The sequence below is a fragment of the Aquitalea aquatica genome (genome assembly GCF_013911085.1).
GTDB lineage: Bacteria > Pseudomonadota > Gammaproteobacteria > Burkholderiales > Chromobacteriaceae > Aquitalea > Aquitalea aquatica.
Genome location: NZ_JACERN010000046.1, coordinates 1 through 18676, shown reverse-complemented (window position 1 = coordinate 18676; position 18676 = coordinate 1). Strand labels below are relative to the sequence as shown.

Sequence of the window (18676 nt, the reverse complement as noted above, 5' to 3'; positions counted from 1 at the left end):
ATCAGGGGCGCTGCGCTATTTTGTTAGCTGCTCTTGTTTTTTAAGGAAAACTCCATGCAGAACCCACCCAACCGCTTCAAGGCGGCGCTGAAAAACGGCGAAGTGCAGATCGGCCTGTGGCTGAGCCTGGCCAGCCCCTACAGCGCCGAGCTGCTGGCCGGCGCCGGTTTCGACTGGCTGCTGATCGACGGCGAACACGCGCCCAATGAACTGAATGACATGCTGGGCCAGTTGCAGGCCATCGCCCCCTACCCCAGCCACCCTGTGGTACGGCCGGTATGGAACGACCCGGTGCGCATCAAGCAGATTCTGGATATCGGTGCGCAAACCCTGCTGCTGCCCATGGTGCAGACTGCCGAGGAAGCCGCGCTGGCGGTAGCCGCCACCCGCTATCCGCCACATGGCATTCGTGGCGTGGGCAGCGCCATCGCCCGCGCCTCGCGCTGGAACCGTATCGAGGGCTACCTGAAACAGGCCGAGCAAGAACTGTGCGTGCTGGTGCAGATTGAAACGCGACAGGGTCTGGACAATCTGGATGCCATCGCCGCCACGCCGGGGGTGGACGGCGTATTCATCGGCCCGGCGGATTTGTCTGCCGACATGGGTTATATCGGTCAGCCCACTCATCCCGAGGTGCAAGCTGCCATCGAGCAGGCCATCGCCCGCATCCGCACCCAGGGCAAGGCGGCTGGCATTTTGATGGCCGACGAAAAACTGGCCCGTCACTATATCGAGCTGGGCGCACAGTTTGTTGCAGTTGGCGTGGACAGCACCGTGCTGGCGCGCAGCAGCGAGGCATTGGCTGCCCGCTTCAAGTCAACAAGCTCCACAGTCGGCAGCAGCGGCGTGTACTAGCAGCAGCCGGCGGAGCTATCGCCATGGCTCCGCCGGCAGGCAGCAGAGGCCCGCATAGTTAATATCTTCACTTTTGGACAGTTCACACCGACAGTACTGCATACACGCCACAGAGCGTAGCGCCATAGCATGAGGAGAACAGCATGACCCCGAATTCAGGCAGCACCACGGCGGGCAATCCGCCACTGACCACCACGCAGCAGCAACGGGAACAGCAAGTCATCGCCAAGGTATCGAAACGGCTGATCTGGTTTTTGTTCATCCTGTTCGTGTTTTCCTTTCTGGACCGTATCAATATCGGTTTTGCCGGCCTCACCATGGGCCAGGACCTGGGGCTGAGCGCCACCATGTTTGGCCTGGCCACCACCATCTTCTATGTGGCCTATGTGCTGTGCGGCATTCCCAGCAACATCATTCTCAGCCGCTTTGGCACCCGGCGCTGGATCGCCATCATCATGGTGGCCTGGGGCATCGCCTCCACCGCCACCCTGTTTGCCTATGATGCGCACAGCCTGTATATCCTGCGCGCGCTGGTGGGGGTGACCGAGGCCGGCTTCCTGCCCGGCATGCTGCTTTACCTCACCTTCTGGTTTCCGCGCAGCTATCGCGCCCGCGCCAATGCCTTGTTCATGATTGCCATGCCGGTCACTGCGGCCGCGGGCTCCATCGTGTCCGGCTATCTGCTGGAGCTGAACGGGCTGTGGGGCCTGCATGGCTGGCAATGGCTGTTTCTGGTGGAGGGGCTGCCCGCCTGCCTGCTCGGCATTGCCGTATGGTTTTATCTGGATGACAAGCCAGCCAATGCTCGCTGGTTGAGCACCGCGGAAAAAGACTGCCTGCAGGGCCTGTTGCAGGCCGAACAGGACGCCACCCCACCCCCGGCTCGGCCGCAAAGCGTATGGCGCGAAATGCTCAGCCCCAGCATCATCAAATTTGCGCTGGGCTATTTTTGCCTGGTGAACACCCTGAGCATGGTGAATATCTGGGTGCCGCAAATCGTCAAAAGCTTCAATGTCGGCAGCAGCAATGCCACCATCGGCTTGCTGGCCGCGATACCGCAAATCGGCACCATCCTCGCCATGCTGTGGTGGGGCGCACGCTCGGACCGCAAGCAAGAGCGCAAATGGCACACCATCCAGCCCATGCTGTTTGCCGCGGCGGGCTGGCTGCTGTGCGCCTGGAGCGATGACCCCTTGCTGAGGCTGACCGGCATCGTCATGGCCTCGGCCGGGGCCTTTACTGCCATGACCATTTTCTGGACCACGCCAGACGCGGTGCTGTCACTCAAGGCCAAGGCCATCGGCATTGCCGTCATCAACGCCACCGGCAATGTCGGCTCGGCACTCAGCTCGGTGGTGGTGGGCTGGCTGAAAGACCTTACCCACAGCTTTAGCTCCGGGCTGTTGTTTGGCGCCGCCGCCCTGCTGCTGGGTGCACTGATCATCTATCTGATCCCCATCGTCAAACCAGCACCACGCTAAGGCATGCTGCCCACAAGCACATCAGCAGCTCCTTTGACAGCAGGGTAGCGTCCGCGGCCCTGCTGATTTTTTGTCAGCACCCCTGCCCCGCCAGAATGATTGCCACGCCGGTATTCCATGAAAAGTACAAGCAAGCACCTGAAACTTGTATTTCATGGCAAAAAACCGCAGCACATAATGCATGCTGAATCTGCGCCATGCAGTTTCGTCTCGTCCCGATAACAACAACATCATCCTTTATACAAGCCATGCAGCTGCCCGCCATCCCAGGCCCGGGCAACTACTTAACTTGTTAATTAAATATCCAGCTGCAACAGGAGAACATCATGAGCGCCAACAACCCCCTCTTGGCAGAAGTGCAACGCATCCTGCCGGAAATCGCCGCCAATGCCAACGAAGCAGAACAACTACGCCAGGTACCGGAACAGAATATCCGCCTGCTGAAAAGCATAGGCATGCACCGCGCCTTCCAGCCGAAAAAATATGGTGGGCTGGAAATTTCCCTGCCGGAATTTGCCGACTGCGTCGCCGCGCTGGCCGGTGCCTGCGGCGGTACCGCCTGGGCCTTCAGCCTGCTGTGCACCCACAGCCACCAGCTGGCCATGTTCTCGCAGCGTCTGCAAGACGAAGTATGGGGCAGCAATCCGGATGCCACCGCCAGCAGCAGCATCGCTCCTTTCAGTCAGATCGAAGAAGCCGAAGGCGGGGTGTATCTGAGCGGCGAGATGGGCTGGAGCAGCGGCTGCGATCACGCCGAGTGGGCCATTGTCGGCATGCGTCGCAAAAATGCCGCCGGCGAAGCGGTATACAGCTTTGGCGTGCTGCCGCGCAGCGACTACGAAATCCGCGACAACTGGTACGCCATGGGCATGAAAGGCAGCGGTTCCAAAATGCTGGTGATCCGCAATGCCTTCATCCCCAACCACCGCATCGAAGCCGCCAAGGACATGATGGAAGGCCGCTCCAGCGGCTTTGGTCTCTACCCGGACAGCGCTATTTTCTATACCCCCTATCGCCCTTATTTTGCCAGCGGCTTTGCCTCCATCAGCCTGGGCCTTGCCGAACGCATGCTGCAGGCCTTCAAAGAGAAAACCCTGAACCGCGTGCGGGCCTATACCGGCGTCAATGTCGGCACCGCTACCCCGGCGCTGATGCGCTTGGCCGAATCCACCCACCAGATTGCCGCTGCCCGCGCCTTTCTGGAAAAAACCTGGCAGGACCACGCCGCCCATGGCCGTCGGCATGAATACCCCAGCCGCGAGACGCTGGCCTTCTGGCGTACCAATCAGGCTTATGCGGTGAAGATGTGCATCGAAGCAGTAGACCGCCTGTTCAGCGCTGCCGGGGCCACCAGCTGGATGGAGGGCAACGAGCTGCAACGCCTGTTCCGCGATTCGCACATGACCGGCGCCCATGCCTACACCGATTACGATGTCTGCGCCCAGATACTGGGACGCGAGCTGATGGGCCTGGAGCCTGATCCGAGCATGGTCTGAGGCCGGCAAGAAAATAATAAAGGAGACCAGCATGACTCACACACCAGCCAGCGCCAATGACCCGCGCCTGTTCCGCCGTGCCCTGGGTAATTTCGCCACCGGGGTCACGGTGATGACTGCCTGCGGGCCGGACGGACAGCAGGTTGGCGTTACCGCCAACAGCTTCAATTCGGTTTCGCTCGATCCGCCACTCATCCTGTGGAGCATAGACAAGCGCTCCGGCAGCTACCCGGTGTTTCGCGATGCCAGCCATTTTGCCGTGAATATCCTGGCGGCAGACCAGATCGAGCTGTCCAACCGCTTTGCCCGTCCGGCCGAGGACAAGTTTGCCGGCCTGGCCTTGCAAACCGGAGCCGGCGGCGTGCCGCTGCTGGAAGACTGTGCCGCGCGCTTTGTCTGCGAGCGCCACGCCCTGCATGAGGGGGGCGATCACTGGATCGTGATCGGCAAGGTGGTGGCACTGGATGATTTTGGCCGCGCCCCGCTGCTGTATCACCAGGGCAGTTATGCCATGGCCTTTCCCCACAGCCTGCAGCAGAAAAAAGATGCCCCGCCACCGGCCTGTGATTCACTGCAACGGCGGCTGAATGACAATATCTATTACCTGCTGACCCAGGCGGTGCGGGCCTACCAGCACCACTACCAGCCACGCCAGATGGCAACCGGCCTGCGCATCAGCGAGGCGCGCATGTTGCTGGTACTGGAGCACGGCCTGGAGGCCGCCGCCCTGCATGGCGAAGTCAATATGCCGGAGCGCGAAGTGGAACAGGCCATAGACATGCTGCAACGCAAGGAGCTGATCTGTCGGCAACAACAGCACTACCAGCTGACAGCACAAGGCATGCAACAGGCAGAGGCACTACACGATCTGGCCGAACAGCAGCAAAGGGAAATGCTGGCAGGCTTCAGCGAATCGGAGGTGACCGCGCTAAAGAACATCCTGCGCGCCATCATCCGCCAGCGCTGATCAAAAGCCAGCTGCAAACAACAAGGGCAGGGAGCCAGGCTCCCTGCCCTTGTTTCCTTACTGCAGCTACACCATGCGCTGCAGACGCTGCGCCAACTCCTGCAGGCGGCAGGCAAGATCCTGCAGTAAGATGTCGATCTGCTCCGGATTACCCGCCTTGCAGGCTTTCTCTAACTGCTCGCAGTCACGTCCCACTTGCTGGGCATCAATCAGGCGGGCTGCACCCTTGATCTTGTGCAGGACGTGTGTCAGCTCGGTCAGTTGCCGCTCGCGGAACAAGGACTGCGCCTCGGCCAGATCCTGCTCATTGCTAGCCAGCAGCTTGGCCACAAACTTGCGCATCAGCACCGCATCGCCATCAAACAAGGCAGCCAGACTGCTGCCGGCATACACCGGCAATCGCTGCATGCTGCTGCCCAGGCTGAAACGCAGCAAGGTGGTATGCAGAGTAGGCAGCGCCACGGGTTTGGCCAGCAGTATATTGAAGCCAACCGCCATGGCCCGCTGCTGATCTTGTTCGGTGGGATCCGCAGAGATGCCGATCACCGGCCGCAGATCCCCCTCACTGCGCAACTGCTGTACCAGGCAGAAGCCATCCAGCTGCGGCATGCTCAGGTCGGTCAGCAGGCAGTCGAACTGCCCTTGCCGCCATTGCTCCAGAGCTTCCTGCCCGTTGCTAACGGCCATCACCTTGCATCCCAGGCGCTGCAACTGGCTGTTGAGCAGGAAGAGATTGGCCAGATTATCTTCGGCCACCAGAACATGCGGCTGCAAGCCCTCGGCCCACAGCGCACCTTCCGGCACATTTTGCGGCTCGGGCTGACCATAGCCGCCAGGGCTGGATTCCGACACCCCGGCCAGCAGTTTGCTGGCGAGACCGCGCATCATCGAAAGCATTTGATTATTTGACATGACACTGACACCTGTTTTCTGAATTATCCAGACACTCCCACCCCCGGCAAGCTGCAGATCATGTTACGGCCTGCCCGCCTGCACTACACGGCCCCACTGCCGCCTGTTTAAGCTTAGAAAGGGGAACGGCATCACTATCCGGGTTCTTTCCTAACAAACAATAGGAAAATTCTGATCATTCCACCGCCACCGCCCGAGGCAGAAAAATAGTGCCGGGGCAGGCCGGCAGTGTGGCAAAGCAGCCTCAGCCGACAACAGCAGCCTCCAGTAGTGGCTGTTCGCAGCCGCAGGGACGGCCATCGGTGCAGACAGCCGCTATACAAAGCGCTACATTGCTGTCAGAGGCCACAAGGCCAGCACATTATTGCGGCAAACACGGAGCAAGCATGATTCACCACCAGCATCCCCTGACATCCAGTTGCCTGGGCACGCAGCGTCAGCTATCCAGCTTCCACTTTGGCCAGCCAGGCAGCCCGGCAGGCAAAGCCTATATCCAGGCCTCGCTGCATGCCGACGAACTACCCGGCATGCTGACTGCCTGGGAACTGAAGCTGGCACTGCGCGCACTGGAACAACAGGGGAAAATTGTCGGGGAAATCATCCTGGTGCCACAGGCCAATCCGATTGGTCATGCGCAGTCGATCCAGGGCTACCAGATGGGTCGTTTCGACCTGGCCAGCGGGCAGAATTTCAACCGCCACTACCCGCAATTGACCACGGCAGTCTATGCCGCCGTGAAAGAACATCTGGGAGCAGATGCCAAGGCCAATACCCGCCTGATCCGCACAGCCATCCGCCAGCATCTGCAACAACTGGCCGAGCCGACCGAACTGGTCAGCCTGCGCAAAAACCTGATGCAGCTGGCCGCCGACGCCGACATCGTGCTCGACCTGCATTGCGACTGCAACGCCGCCCTGCACGTGTATACCGGCACCCCGCTGTGGGAACAATGCGAACCGCTGGCGCGCTATCTGCAGTCGCATGCGCAACTGCTGGCCACCGAATCCGGCGACTATCCTTTCGATGAAGCGTGTAGCCAAACCTGGTGGGAACTACAGGCACGGTGCCAGCAAGACGGGCTGGATGTGCCGATTGAAATGGCCTGCCTGTCGGTCACGGTAGAGCTGCGCGGCCAGCATCAGGTCAGCCCGCAGCTGGCGCGGCAGGATGCGGCAGCCATTCTGGACTTCCTGCGTTTTCGCGGCCTGATCGCCGCGGACAGCCTCCCCGCGCAGCCAGCACTGCCTTATCCGGCCACGCCACTGGCTGGCTCGGAAAACCTGGTTGCGCCCCACCCTGGCGTGGTGAGTTTCCTGATCGCGCCTGGCAATGTGGTGGCTGCCGGGCAGCCGGTGGCAGAAGTCATCGACCCCTTGCAGGATAAGGTAAGCGTGCTAAGCTCGGCACATGGCGGCATGCTGTATGCCCATGAGCTGCACCCCTATGCCACGGCCGGCATGACGGTGGCCAAGGTAGCCACCGCACAGGCCTTCAAATCAGGCAAGCTGCTGTCGGCCTGAAGCGACAGTTCGCCTTACACGTCTGCTGCGGGTGGCTGAGTGGCCATGGCCTGCAGCAGGCAGGCGGGACACAGGCAGTCGCTACCCTCAGGCAGCAAGGGCATGATGTGCGGCAATCTGGCACACCAGCACTCCACGGCCGCATCGCCAGCACGACAGGTGAAGCTATTGCCGCACGTCGGACACTGCTTGCACTGTCCCTGCGGCGGCAAGGCCAACAGACGATTCCACACGGCTTTTTTCTCGAAATCGCTGAAACCGGGCCAGCCGGCAATTTCCTTGAGGGTACGGCGGCAGCTCAGGCAACTCTCGCCAGCATCATCCAGCTGGCAGCGCTGCTGGCAAGGAGAAGGAATGGTGTCGCTCATGCCACCACCCCGCAGCCAGGCTCAGGCAGCATGCCAGTAGGCCAGCGCAGGGAAATAGAGAGAAATGCAGCCTTGCCACGGGCAACGGCCGGCATGGCAAAACCGGAAATGCTAGAAGAGAAATGCATGAAGGCACAATCTGTAACAAGGGGAACAGCACTAACCCGTCACGCGGGACCAGGCACCCGAAATACAGACGACATGATATCAATGGCACAGCATGACATGGTGATTTAAAGCAGACAATCTGCACTCAACCATCTAGCTCGGTACTGGAATAGCCCTTGTTGGCAACCGGAATGCTGTGTACCTGCAGCGTATCCAGCTGCAGCATGCTCAGGCTACGGCCATACACACCACCGGTATCCAAGTAGCGTACATTGTCGATGCTGCGGACTTCCCGCTGTGGGGTATGACCTACGCACAGCATGAACACACCGCGTACCGGCTGGCGTGGCGTACCACGAGCGCGCAGACGGCACCAGGTGATCTGCCGCAATAGCCGCCCGCCCTCCTCACCCCATGGCTGGGGCAGCGACAACTGCTCACGCAACGCACTCCAGTCGTCCTGTGGACAATCAGCATGCAGCAAGCCGATCAGCCCGTGCGGACTGGGCAGTTCGATGGCCAGCGGCAAGCGGCTGAACGCAGTGCGGTAAGCCTGCTTGTCCAGCTCATCCAGGCAGATAAACCAGCCACCGCCATTATGCAGATAGCGTTCGCAGCCATCGGTATCGGCCAGATCAAAATCCAGCGCCATCTGCTCGTGATTGCCACGCACCGCATAAAACCATGGCTTGGCCAGCCACTCCAGCACCTGGCGCGACTCCGGGCCACGGTCCACCAGGTCTCCCACCGAAAACAGGCGGTCCCGGCTGCCGTCAAACACCACCTGCTCCAGCAAGGCGCGCAACTCGGTAAAACAACCGTGGACATCGCCCACGACAAAATCCCGTCCCAGCTGATTGGCCGGCAGGCTGACAAACAACTCACTCATGCGAAATCACACCGATCTGATGGCTATACGGCATCCATTATGCCCGGCTCGCCAGCTGTTGCGGGAAGGAGTCTTGCCACGGGCAATAAAAAACGGCGCCGAATCGGCGCCGTTGGCATATTGCGTAAACCCTAACTTATTGTGCAGCGGAAGCGGCCGCCGGAGCAGCTGCGCCGCCACCGATGGTTTGCATAACCTTCCACTGACCGCCTTCAACCTTGTACACGGTGATGCCGCCGTCTTTCAGGTCGCCCTTGTCATCGTAAGTCCAGTTGGCCGAAGTCACACCGGAGTACTTGATCTTGGCCAGCACCGGCAGATAAGCCTTGGGATCGGTGGAGTTGGCATCCTTCATCGCCTGGATCAGGGCGCGGGTAGCGTCATAGCCGTACGGCGAGTAGGTGGCTACGTCGGTCTTGAAACGTGCCTTGTACTTGTCGGCGTATTCCTTGCCCTTGGGCATTTGTTCCAGCGGCAGGCCAGCCAGCGAAGCAATGCTGCCTTCAGCGTCCTTGCCAGCCAGTTGCAGGAAGTTCGGGGTCTTGGTCATTTCGCCGGAAATCAGCGGAGCCTTCAGACCCAGACGCTTCATCTGCTTGGCCATCGGAGCGGACTGAGCATCAGCACCACCGTAGAACACCACATCCGGGTTCACGCCCTTGATGGAGGTCAGGATGGCAGCGAAGTCGGTTGCCTTGTCGTTGGTGAATTCGCGCTTGGCTACATCGCCACCGGAAGCCTTGACGGCTTTTTCGAATTCGTCAGCCAGGCCTTGGCCGTAAGCGGTACGGTCGTCAACGATGACGATTTTCTTGGCCTTCAGGGTATCCACCACGAATTTGCCCATCACGCTACCCTGCTGGGTATCGGAGGTCATCGAGCGGAAGGTGTTCTTGAAGCCTTGTGCGGTGAACACCGGCGAGGTCGCCATGGAGATCATCGGAATGCCGGCGTCGGAGTAGATCTTGGAGGCCGGGATCGCGCAACCGGAGTTGAAGTGACCGATGATACCGGCAACCTTGTCGTCCACCAGCTTCTGTGCCAGTTGGGTAGCGGTTTTCGGGTCGGCCTGGTCATCCTGGGCGTTCAGTTCGAAAATCACCGGCTTGCCACCGATAGTCGGCTTCTCGGCGTTGGCATCTTCGATGGCCAGGGTCACGCCGTTCTTGTATTCCTCACCGTAGTGAGCTTGCGGGCCGGTCAGCGGAGCGGCGAAGCCGATCTTGACGCTATCGCCGGCAGCGGCAGCAGCCGGAGCGGAAGCAGCGCCAGCCGGGGCGGCTGCGTCATCTTTTTTGCCACATGCAGACAGTGCCAGAGCGGCAGCGACAGCGATGGTAACGGTAGTCAGCTTGGTGAATTGCATCTTGAATCCTCTATCTTTCGGTCTCTCCTGTCCGCTTGTGGCGGACAGATCTCATGCAGCGAGCTTGTTGTAAGTTAAAACGCTGGCGGCATTATTCCAATGCCGACAGCACATGACAAGTGGCGTTTGACAGATTGTCATTATCCCTCCCGCTTTGTGACCAATCTCGCCAAACAGCGGGGTAGTCGCGGGAGGGTGAAACATCAGTCGCCGATACTCATCAGGCTGGCATTACCGCCTGCCGCCGTGGTGTTGATGCTGACAGCACGCTCCACCACCAGTCGATGCAGGTTGTAGCCTTCTTCACCGGCCAACAGCAGGGGAATCAGCGCGCCATCACGTTGCGCCAGTTGCAGGCGCGCCTTGGCGGCTGCATCACCCTCGTACAGCACGGCATCCAGCTCTGCGGCCAGCACGTCTTGCGTAAGCTCGACGTGGCCGGCCAGCGCGCTGGCCAGTTGGCGATTGGCCGGCGAGTCCGCCAGCACTGCCAGATTACCGGTGGCCAGTACGGCCACCAGTTGTTCGGCCAGCGTTGCACTGCTGCTGGCCACGCACCCTACCCTGCCGCGGGCGGCAAAGCAGAGCGTGTTCTTTTCGCCGGTCGGGCCGGGCAGGCACACCTGATGGCTCAGCGGCGAAGCACGGCGGGCAGCTGCGATACGCGCATCCAGGCCATTCACTCCCAGGCTGGTGGCAAGGCCAGCCAGCTTGTCCAGACCAGACAGGTCGGCACTCACCGGCTGCAAGGCCAGCTTGGGCTGCCAGCGGGCACGGGTCAGGCGATACAGGTAGAACGGGCCACCAGCCTTGGGGCCGGTACCAGACTTGCCTTCACCACCAAACGGCTGCACACCCACGACGGCACCGACGATATTGCGGTTGACGTAGACATTGCCCACCTTGATCTTGCTGACGATGTCGTTGATGGTTTCGTCGATACGGCTATGGATGCCGTGGGTCAGGCCATAGCCGGTACTGTTGATTTCGGCTACCACCTTATCCAGCTCATTGGCTTCGAAACGCAGCACATGCAGTACCGGGCCGAACACTTCGCGGGTGAGATCGGACAGGTTGTCGATTTCAAACAGGGTAGGCGCCACGAAAGTACCGTGCTGACAAGCCTCGGTCAGCGGGGTCTGATAAGTCCAGCGTGCACGCGACTTCATCTTGTCGATGTGTGCCAGCAGGCCGGCCTGGGCTTCGGCATCGATCACCGGGCCGACATCGGTATTCAGCTGAGCCGGGTTGCCCACGGTCAGTTCGGCCATGGCACCCTTGATCATGGCAATCACCTTGTCGGCGATATCGCTTTGCAGATACAGCACGCGCAGTGCGGAGCAGCGCTGACCAGCCGAGTCGAAAGCCGAGCTCAGCACATCGGTCACTACTTGTTCCGGCAGCGCCGAACTGTCGACGATCATGGCGTTCTGGCCACCGGTTTCGGCCACCAGCACCACATCCTCGCCACGCTTGGCCAGGGTGCGGTTGATGATCTGCGCCACTTCGGTGGAGCCGGTAAAGATCACGCCATGGATACGCGGGTCGCTGGTCAGCGCGGCACCGACGATCTCGCCACGGCCTGGCAGCAATTGCAGCACGTCACGCGGCACACCGGCTTCGTGCAGCAAGCGCACGGCGTAAGCGGCGATCAGGTTGGTCTGCTCGGCCGGTTTGGCCAGTACCGGGTTACCGGCGGCCAGCGAGGCGGTTACTTCACCAATGAAGATGGCCAGCGGGAAGTTCCACGGGCTGATACACACCACCGGACCCAGCGGCTGATGGGTAGCGTTGTCGAAGTTGGCGACGATTTGTGCAGCGTAGTAACGGCAGAAGTCTACCGCTTCGCGCACTTCGGCAATGGCATTGCTCAGGGTCTTGCCGGCTTCACGCACCGCCAGGCCCATCAGCGCCGGCATGTGGTCTTCCATCAGCTCAGCCATGCGGTTCAGGCAGGCCGCACGGTCGACAACCGGGGTATTGGCCCAACGGGCAGCCGCAGATTCAGCCAGTTGCAGCGCGCGTTCCACATGCTCCGGGGTCGCTTCGATCACTTGACCGACGATATCGGCATGATCGGCCGGGTTACGTACCGGCTGGCTGTCGCCTGAGCTGACATCAGCATCACCCAGCAGCGGGAAGGCTGCCCATTGCTGTTGCTCGGAGGCTTGCAGGCCCATTTGCAGCGCGGCCAGCACGTGCTCGCTGGACAGGTCCAAACCCTTGGAATTCTGGCGTTCACTGCCATACAGGGAAACCGGCAGGGCAATCTTGTGATGCGGTTGACCGGCATGGCTGGCCGCTTCGGCCACCTGATCGGTCACCAGTTCGTCAATGGATACATTTTCGTCGACGATGCGGTTAACAAAGGAGCTGTTCGCACCATTTTCCAACAAGCGGCGTACCAGATAGGCCAGCAGTGTTTCATGCGAACCTACCGGTGCATAGATACGGCAGGCCTTGCCCAGATTGTCCTTGCCTACCACTTGGTCGTACAGGGTCTCACCCATGCCGTGCAGGCACTGGAATTCGTAATCCAGGCCCTGACCCAGCTGGTAGATGGCCGACAGGCTGTAGGCGTTGTGCGTGGCAAACTGCGGGTAGATGGCATCCTGCGCGGCCAGCAAGCGCTTGGCGCAGGCCAGATAGGAGATATCGGTGTACACCTTGCGGGTGTATACCGGGTAGCCCGGCAGACCATCCACCTGAGCGCGCTTGATCTCGGCATCCCAATACGCGCCCTTGACCAGACGCACCATGAAGCGGTGGCCAGAACGGCGTGCCAGATCCACCAGATAATCGATAATGAAAGGACAGCGTTTCTGGTAAGCCTGCACCACCAGGCCGATACCGTTCCAACCGGCCAGGTCCGGATCAAAAGCCAGCTGTTCCAGCAGGTCCAGCGACAGCTCCATGCGGTCGGCTTCTTCGGCATCGATATTCAGGCCGATATTGTATTGCTTGGCCAGCAACAACAGCTGTTTGAGGCGGTCGTACAGTTCGCTCATCACCCGTTCGCGCTTGGCACGGCTGTAACGCGGGTGGATAGCGGACAGCTTTACCGAAATACCTGGGCCATCGTAGATACCACGACCAGCGGACTCCTTGCCGATGGCGTGAATCGCCATCACGTAGTCCTTCATGTAGCGCTGGGCATCGTCCTCGGTCATGGCGGCTTCCCCCAGCATGTCGTAGGAGAAACGATAGCCACGGGCTTCACGCTCACGGCCGTTTTCCAGCGCCTGTTCGATGGTTTCGCCAGTAACGAACTGCTTGCCCAGCATGCGCATGGACATGTCCACGCCCTTGCGGATCAGCGGTTCGCCACCCTTGGCAATCAGGCGGGTCATGGCGGCGGACAGGCCCTGCTCACTATGCGAGGACACCAGTTTACCGGTGACCACCAGGCCCCAGGCTGCGGCATTCACGAACAGCGAAGAGCTATTACCCAGGTGGGCTTTCCAGTCGCCACGGGAGATCTTGTCGCGGATCAGCTTGTCGGCGGTTTCCTTGTCAGGAATGCGCAGCAGCGCTTCGGCCAGACACATCAGGGCAATACCCTCAGCGCTGTCCAGCGAGAATTCATGCATCAGGGCATCCACCCCGCTGGAGCGGGTACGCTCACGACGCACTTGGCTGACCAGACGGCGCGCCAGTTCCTGGGTGGCAGTGACCTGGGCCGGCTGCAAGGCAGCTTGCGGTAGCAAGGCTTGCACACATTCCTGTTCGTCACGGCGATATGCGGATGTAATGGCATCGCGCAAAGCGCTCTGGTTTAGGGCAAACACCTCGAATTGCATGGAAAACTCCCGATTTTGTTCGCAGCCCGGTTTGTACCGGTTAAGATTTGCCTATTGTATACAATTGTATTTTTCTTTGTTCGACAATATAAAATATTCTTGTAGCGACACGACTAGTGACTGGCCGCAGATCAAGGAAAATCAAGCTGCTTGTCCTATTATCGACAGCAGACCGCGCATGCCGCTTTGTTGCATGACCACAACGTCAGCACCTCATGCCAGTCAATAATCGGCCCCATGCCACAGCCACTCACCCCTGCAAGTGTTTTAGTCGATCACAGGAAGCCCTATGCAAACTATTTTATTGACCGTCAATGCCAGCCCTTATGGTAGCGAGCGCATGCTCAGCGCCTTGCGGCTGACTCTTGCCTTGCTCAACCACCCCGACGCAGCCCGTGTCCGGCTATTTTTGCTGTCCGATGCCGTCAGCACCGCCATGAACCAGCAGCTTGTCGCCACACCACCCAATCTGGGAGAAATGCTGAGCGAAGCCATCGCACTTGGGGCCCAGGTACACGTCTGCCGTAGCTGTGCCGATGCCCGCGGACTGCTGGCAGAGCGCTTGCTGCCCGGGGTGCAGATTGGCACCATGCCTGAGCTGGCTGAATGGACACTGGCCGCCGACAAGGTGCTCAGCTTCTGAATAAAAAAGAGGCCTGCCTCTCGGGGGGAAGGCAGGCCAAAGGGCAGTTCACTTCAAGCAACAAGGATTCAGATAGGACGTATCAGTATTTCCGAGCGAACCTCCCGCACACCAGGTACATTGGCGGCCACTTCCAGCAAATGACGCACGGTATCGCGGCTGGGGCTGGAGCCTAGCAATTTCACCATCCCCGCCTTGACCTGCGGTCGTACCACCGAGCCCGAGCCATCGGCCAGTGGTTTCAATACTTCATTCAATTCCCAAGCAATTTTTTCATCAGCCGAAATATTCGACACTGCCACATGCTCCGCCACCGGATCAATCGACAGCATGCCCATGGCCCGCACCGGGTTGAGCGGCAACAGCACCAACAGCATTAATCCAAGATGATTTATTTTCATTGCATGACTCCCGACAGGTCAGTTTGTCACTACGTATTGCAAGCGCCATGCCAGGGAAATAAATCAATTAAAAATCAAATACTTAGAATAAAAATCTACAAAAACAGGCTATCAATACCTGTCAATTTGTCGCCAAATGGCGACAAATTGACAGGCTTTCCACGCCAAGCTGCTGATTTATATGAAAAAACCCCTGTCGCTGATTAACGACAGGGGTTCGCGGGTAGCGCAACGACTTCAGAAGTCCTTGAAGGCCGCAGCCACCAGATCATGCTTTTGTAGCAGGCGATAAAATTCGGTGCGATTACGATCAGCAATCCGTGCTGCCACGCTGACATTGCCAGCGCTAACCCGTAGCAGCTTTTCCAGATAGTCCCGTTCAAACTGCCGCCGCGCTTCGGCCAACGTGGCAATGCTGGCCATGCCGTCGGAAACCGCTTTCTGCACTGCAGTCAGCGGAATCAGGCCAGAGGTGTTCAACACACAGCATTGCTCAACCGCATTGGCCAGCTGCCGCACATTGCCCGACCAGCGCAAGCTGCACAGATACTCCATCGCATCTGGGGCAAAACCGGCCACCTCCTTGCCATAGCGCTCGGCCAGCTGTGTCAGGAAATGCTGCGCCAGCAAGGGGATATCTTCCCGCCGCTCGCTCAGCGGCGGCAGATTCAAGGCCACCACATTCAGCCGGTAAAACAGATCCTCGCGAAACAGGCCATCACTGATCAGCGCCTCGAGATCACGATGCGTCGCCGAAATCACTCGCACATCCACCGCACGCGATTTACTGGCTCCCACGGGCCGTAACTCTCTCTCCTGCAGCACGCGCAGCAGCTTTACCTGCAGGGCCAGTGGCATGTCGCCAATCTCATCCAGAAACAGCGAGCCGCCCTCCGCCTGGGCAATCAAACCCTCATGCCGTGTCGCCGCACCGGTAAATGCTCCTTTTTCATGGCCGAACAATTCGCTTTCCAGCAAATTATCCGGAATCGCTCCGCAATTGACTGCCACAAAGGGTCCGGCTGCTCGTGGGCTGGCCCTGTGCAAGGCCCGTGCCAGTATCTCCTTGCCACTTCCGCTCTCACCACGGATCAGCACGCTGGCATCGGTGGCGGCAATCAGCCGCGCCTCCGCCAGCAACTCTTCCATCAGTGGGCTACAACTCACCACTTCGGTACGCCAGTACTCCTGTCCGGCCTGGGATACCGCAGGAGAGGACAGCGACAAGGCCTGCTCTACTTTACTGAGCAAGGCTTTGCTGTCAAAGGGCTTCACCAGATAACCAAAGACACCTCGGCTTACTGCCTCCACCGCATCAGGAATCGTGCCATGCGCGGTCAGGATAATTACCGGCAGCGCCGGATAACTCTTCTTCACCAGCTCAAACAAGGCCATTCCATCCATTCCCGGCAAGCGCCAGTCGGTCAGCAACACATCGGCCCGCCGCACGGCCAGCGCACTCAGCGCAGCCTCAGCCGAGGCTGCCTTGTCCACCAGATACCCAGCCGCCTCCAACCGCAAACTCAACAGCCGCAGCAAGTCGGCATCATCATCAACCAGCAATACCCGCCCGGTTCGTCTCATGGTTGTATCTTCTTTTTCTGGGCCTTGTCGGCCATGGACTGTTCGATCAGACGCAAAGCATCCAGCTTGGCTGCCAGCTCATCGGCACGGCGCTGCTGCTCCAGCCATTGTGCGCTTATCCGCGCAGCGGTCTCGTCATGACGCCGGCGCTCACTCAACTGGGATGCCAATAATGCGGCAAGGCCGGTCAAGCCATCCGAGGGCTCCTGACGCAGTTGCCCAGCAGCCAGGTCAAGTTGCTGCTGCAGCCGTGCCATATCAGGCCTACTCTCCGTATTCAGCAGCTGTACCGCCACATAGCGCAGGCGCTCGCCTGCACAGCTATCCTTACCGGGCCAGGTCAGTTCCCGACCACGACGCACCCCGGACAAGACGGCTTCAGCATCATGACAGGCTCTGGCCAGCGATTTCCCAGCCGTCGCTGCAGATGACTCCCTAGTCGGCCTGCCCAAGTTGCTACAAGCCGCCAGTACACATAGCACCAGCATGGCACTCATCAATCTTTTCATCATTCTGTTTTCCTGCCCTGCAATCGTTATTATGAGTCGCTAACAAAATAGCGCAGCATTGCTGCGGCAAGGCCTGCCGACGCAGACTGCACGAGAGTACGGCCAGCAAGTAAATGCCGTAGCAGGGGTTTTGCTAGCCGCGCTAAGGCCACCAGACACGCAGCCTTGCTCCCTTTTCGGTAGGCAGACTTTCGACATCGCCCCCCATCAGTTGGGCAAAAGTTTTAACCATGGTCAGCCCGATACCACTACCTGGCGACTCACCAGCAGGGACTTTCCCGGTATAGAAAGGCTGGAATATCAGGCTATGCTCCTGTTCGGAAATTCCGCGCCCCTGATCGGCGACCAGCAGCCATGACTGATCATTACTTCTCCCTGCCTCAACAGAAATAACGCCATTTTCCGGCGAAAATCGTATGGCGTTAGAAAGCAAATTATCAATAATGGTTCGGAATTTTTCCTGATCAACCTCCAATACGACGGCTTGTTCAGGCAGCTTCAGCCGTAATTTTTTTTGTTGTAACAGAGGCTGCATGGCTGCGGCTGCTTGCTGGGCCAGATCGCGCACATCATGCGCCGCCATCATCAGCGGACGATCCAGCCAGTTCGCTGCGTCATGTTGCAGCAAGGCATCTACACGCTGACGTAATAAGCGGGTATTCGACAGCGTAATACCAATGATTTCTTGCTGTGAGGGTAATAAGGGGCCGGGAATCTGATCATGCAGTAAGGAGGAAGCCTCCTGAATTGCAGCCAGCGGAGTTTTCAGCTCATGTGAAACGTGCCGGAAAAAACTGGCTTTATCTTGTTCCAGCTGTGCCAGCCGCCCATCCAGCTCACGCAAGGCTGCTGCCAATTGCAAGATATCCGCTGGAGCCGACATGCCCCATTGCTGGCCACGCTGCCCCAACGCCAGCCTGCCAATCTTGCCGCGTAACTGCTGTAAGGGCCGTACCAGCAACCATGCCAGCAATAGTCCCAGCAATACCGCCAGACACAAAGACAATATCGCCACCCGGTCGGCTTGTTGGCGCTTCTCACGCAAACTGCTATCCCACTGCAGACGTCGCGCAGCACTCACACGTTTCACCTGAGCATCCAGCTCATTGCCAAGCCGCGACAGTTCTTCATATTGACCAGACCATGGCTCTGTCTGACTAGCGGCACCCAGCAGCAGGCTACGTGATTTCCCACACCATGCCACCAGGCGGCCACCCAACTGCTGCAATCGGGCCTCATCCAGCTGCTGCAAACGTCCGGCTAACTGCTGCAAACTCAGGACAGCCTGCGTAGCGGTACGGGAAAAGGCCTCCTCGTGCAGAACATTCCACTGACGGGTCGACCGCTCAAACAGATCGCTCTGTTCAGCATAACTGCGCTGCAGCTCTGCCAATCCCTCTGCCTGTTTCTGGCTTTGCTCGACTAATTCAGCCAATTGCTGCAAATGCCACCAGGTTTGCACCAGAGCCAAGGATGGAATCAGAGTAACAACAAACAAGCTGGCAACCAGCAAGGTCTTAAAGGACAAATGGCGCAATAGCATTATGTCTCTCATGCGTGCAACAGGATGGGCTATTGTCTGCCAGAGTTGGCAGCACAACAAATCTGCACGGGGGCGGCTTACGGAGGCATCGCGCCCAGGGGGCCCGAAATGCAGCACCGCCATGCAAAAAGCCCAGCTCGATTGAGCTGGGCTTCTAATGGGGAGTCTGGCGGTGTCCTACTTTCACATGGCGAATGCCACACTATCATCGGCGCTAAGGCGTTTCACGGTCCT

At 59.2% G+C, this 18676-nt stretch carries 16 protein-coding genes; 6 read left to right on the top strand and 10 right to left on the bottom strand.

Annotation, left to right across the window (positions count from 1 at the left end; genetic code table 11):
• The first annotated feature begins 54 nt into the window (after positions 1–54).
• The 4 genes from hpaI to H2Z84_RS19680 all read left to right on the top strand — a co-directional run bounded on the left by hpaI (position 55) and on the right by H2Z84_RS19680 (position 4799).
• The gene (gene hpaI / locus H2Z84_RS19695) at positions 55–855 is read left to right on the top strand and encodes a 4-hydroxy-2-oxoheptanedioate aldolase (RefSeq protein WP_181837495.1); all 801 of its coding nucleotides are present in this window, start codon (positions 55–57) and stop codon (positions 853–855) included.
• 143 nt (positions 856–998) lie between these two features.
• Positions 999–2336 (top strand): 4-hydroxyphenylacetate permease, encoded by a 1338-nt coding sequence (gene hpaX / locus H2Z84_RS19690; RefSeq protein ID WP_181837494.1) that lies wholly within the window; start codon positions 999–1001, stop codon positions 2334–2336.
• Positions 2337–2662: 326 nt separating this feature from the next.
• On the top strand, positions 2663–3832 hold the full coding sequence (locus H2Z84_RS19685; RefSeq protein WP_181837493.1) for a p-hydroxyphenylacetate 3-hydroxylase oxygenase component: 1170 nt from the start codon (positions 2663–2665) through the stop codon (positions 3830–3832).
• Positions 3833–3863: 31 nt separating this feature from the next.
• Positions 3864–4799 carry a p-hydroxyphenylacetate 3-hydroxylase reductase component gene (locus H2Z84_RS19680; protein ID WP_181837492.1) on the top strand — a complete coding sequence of 312 codons (936 nt, stop codon included), beginning with the start codon at positions 3864–3866 and terminating at the stop codon, positions 4797–4799.
• A gap of 66 nt (positions 4800–4865) precedes the next feature.
• Here H2Z84_RS19680 and H2Z84_RS19675 read toward each other — a convergent pair whose 3' ends face one another.
• On the bottom strand, positions 4866–5687 hold the full coding sequence (locus tag H2Z84_RS19675) for a response regulator (RefSeq protein ID WP_181837491.1): 822 nt from the start codon (positions 5685–5687) through the stop codon (positions 4866–4868).
• A 410-nt stretch (positions 5688–6097) separates the two neighbouring features.
• Between H2Z84_RS19675 and H2Z84_RS19670 the strand changes: the two genes are divergently transcribed.
• A complete protein-coding gene (locus tag H2Z84_RS19670; RefSeq protein ID WP_181837490.1) occupies positions 6098–7231 on the top strand; it encodes a M14 family metallopeptidase in 1134 nt (377 codons plus the stop codon).
• Positions 7232–7245: 14 nt separating this feature from the next.
• Here the strand turns inward: H2Z84_RS19670 and H2Z84_RS19665 are convergent, their stop codons facing one another.
• From H2Z84_RS19665 to putA, 5 genes are all read right to left on the bottom strand, one after another.
• Positions 7246–7599 carry a cysteine-rich CWC family protein gene (locus H2Z84_RS19665; protein WP_181837489.1) on the bottom strand — a complete coding sequence of 118 codons (354 nt, stop codon included), beginning with the start codon at positions 7597–7599 and terminating at the stop codon, positions 7246–7248.
• The gene (locus H2Z84_RS21385) at positions 7596–7727 is read right to left on the bottom strand and encodes a hypothetical protein (protein WP_258869503.1); all 132 of its coding nucleotides are present in this window, start codon (positions 7725–7727) and stop codon (positions 7596–7598) included. The genes H2Z84_RS19665 and H2Z84_RS21385 overlap by 4 nt, the downstream gene beginning before the upstream one ends.
• Positions 7728–7852: 125 nt before the next feature.
• Complete coding sequence (locus H2Z84_RS19660; RefSeq protein WP_181837488.1) at positions 7853–8596, bottom strand: metallophosphoesterase; 744 nt, start codon at positions 8594–8596, stop codon at positions 7853–7855.
• A 136-nt stretch (positions 8597–8732) separates the two neighbouring features.
• On the bottom strand, positions 8733–9962 hold the full coding sequence (locus H2Z84_RS19655) for a branched-chain amino acid ABC transporter substrate-binding protein (protein ID WP_181837487.1): 1230 nt from the start codon (positions 9960–9962) through the stop codon (positions 8733–8735).
• A gap of 203 nt (positions 9963–10165) precedes the next feature.
• On the bottom strand, positions 10166–13762 hold the full coding sequence (gene putA / locus H2Z84_RS19650) for a trifunctional transcriptional regulator/proline dehydrogenase/L-glutamate gamma-semialdehyde dehydrogenase (protein ID WP_181837486.1): 3597 nt from the start codon (positions 13760–13762) through the stop codon (positions 10166–10168).
• A gap of 289 nt (positions 13763–14051) precedes the next feature.
• Here putA and H2Z84_RS19645 point away from each other — a divergent pair, with 289 nt between their 5' ends.
• A complete protein-coding gene (locus H2Z84_RS19645) occupies positions 14052–14405 on the top strand; it encodes a DsrE/DsrF/TusD sulfur relay family protein (protein WP_181837485.1) in 354 nt (117 codons plus the stop codon).
• A gap of 68 nt (positions 14406–14473) precedes the next feature.
• Here H2Z84_RS19645 and H2Z84_RS19640 read toward each other — a convergent pair whose 3' ends face one another.
• The 4 genes from H2Z84_RS19640 to H2Z84_RS19625 all read right to left on the bottom strand — a co-directional run bounded on the left by H2Z84_RS19640 (position 14474) and on the right by H2Z84_RS19625 (position 18442).
• Positions 14474–14806, bottom strand: a complete 333-nt coding sequence (locus H2Z84_RS19640; RefSeq protein ID WP_181837484.1) for a BON domain-containing protein — start codon at positions 14804–14806, stop codon at positions 14474–14476.
• A 237-nt stretch (positions 14807–15043) separates the two neighbouring features.
• Positions 15044–16390, bottom strand: a complete 1347-nt coding sequence (locus H2Z84_RS19635) for a sigma 54-interacting transcriptional regulator (RefSeq protein ID WP_181837483.1) — start codon at positions 16388–16390, stop codon at positions 15044–15046.
• Positions 16387–16902, bottom strand: a complete 516-nt coding sequence (locus H2Z84_RS19630; RefSeq protein WP_181837482.1) for a hypothetical protein — start codon at positions 16900–16902, stop codon at positions 16387–16389. The genes H2Z84_RS19635 and H2Z84_RS19630 overlap by 4 nt, the downstream gene beginning before the upstream one ends.
• 139 nt (positions 16903–17041) lie before the next feature.
• On the bottom strand, positions 17042–18442 hold the full coding sequence (locus tag H2Z84_RS19625) for a sensor histidine kinase (protein WP_181837481.1): 1401 nt from the start codon (positions 18440–18442) through the stop codon (positions 17042–17044).
• Between the last annotated feature and the right edge of the window lie 234 nt (positions 18443–18676).

Coding starts and splice junctions, on each gene's coding strand:
- hpaI (WP_181837495.1), top strand. CDS start 55: ATGCAGAACCCACCCAACCGCTTCAAGGCGGCGCTGAAAAACGGCGAA.
- hpaX (WP_181837494.1), top strand. CDS start 999: ATGACCCCGAATTCAGGCAGCACCACGGCGGGCAATCCGCCACTGACC.
- H2Z84_RS19685 (WP_181837493.1), top strand. CDS start 2,663: ATGAGCGCCAACAACCCCCTCTTGGCAGAAGTGCAACGCATCCTGCCG.
- H2Z84_RS19680 (WP_181837492.1), top strand. CDS start 3,864: ATGACTCACACACCAGCCAGCGCCAATGACCCGCGCCTGTTCCGCCGT.
- H2Z84_RS19675 (WP_181837491.1), bottom strand. CDS start 5,687: ATGATGCGCGGTCTCGCCAGCAAACTGCTGGCCGGGGTGTCGGAATCC.
- H2Z84_RS19670 (WP_181837490.1), top strand. CDS start 6,098: ATGATTCACCACCAGCATCCCCTGACATCCAGTTGCCTGGGCACGCAG.
- H2Z84_RS19665 (WP_181837489.1), bottom strand. CDS start 7,599: ATGAGCGACACCATTCCTTCTCCTTGCCAGCAGCGCTGCCAGCTGGAT.
- H2Z84_RS21385 (WP_258869503.1), bottom strand. CDS start 7,727: ATGCATTTCTCTTCTAGCATTTCCGGTTTTGCCATGCCGGCCGTTGCC.
- H2Z84_RS19660 (WP_181837488.1), bottom strand. CDS start 8,596: ATGAGTGAGTTGTTTGTCAGCCTGCCGGCCAATCAGCTGGGACGGGAT.
- H2Z84_RS19655 (WP_181837487.1), bottom strand. CDS start 9,962: ATGCAATTCACCAAGCTGACTACCGTTACCATCGCTGTCGCTGCCGCT.
- putA (WP_181837486.1), bottom strand. CDS start 13,762: ATGCAATTCGAGGTGTTTGCCCTAAACCAGAGCGCTTTGCGCGATGCC.
- H2Z84_RS19645 (WP_181837485.1), top strand. CDS start 14,052: ATGCAAACTATTTTATTGACCGTCAATGCCAGCCCTTATGGTAGCGAG.
- H2Z84_RS19640 (WP_181837484.1), bottom strand. CDS start 14,806: ATGAAAATAAATCATCTTGGATTAATGCTGTTGGTGCTGTTGCCGCTC.
- H2Z84_RS19635 (WP_181837483.1), bottom strand. CDS start 16,390: ATGAGACGAACCGGGCGGGTATTGCTGGTTGATGATGATGCCGACTTG.
- H2Z84_RS19630 (WP_181837482.1), bottom strand. CDS start 16,902: ATGATGAAAAGATTGATGAGTGCCATGCTGGTGCTATGTGTACTGGCG.
- H2Z84_RS19625 (WP_181837481.1), bottom strand. CDS start 18,442: ATGCTATTGCGCCATTTGTCCTTTAAGACCTTGCTGGTTGCCAGCTTG.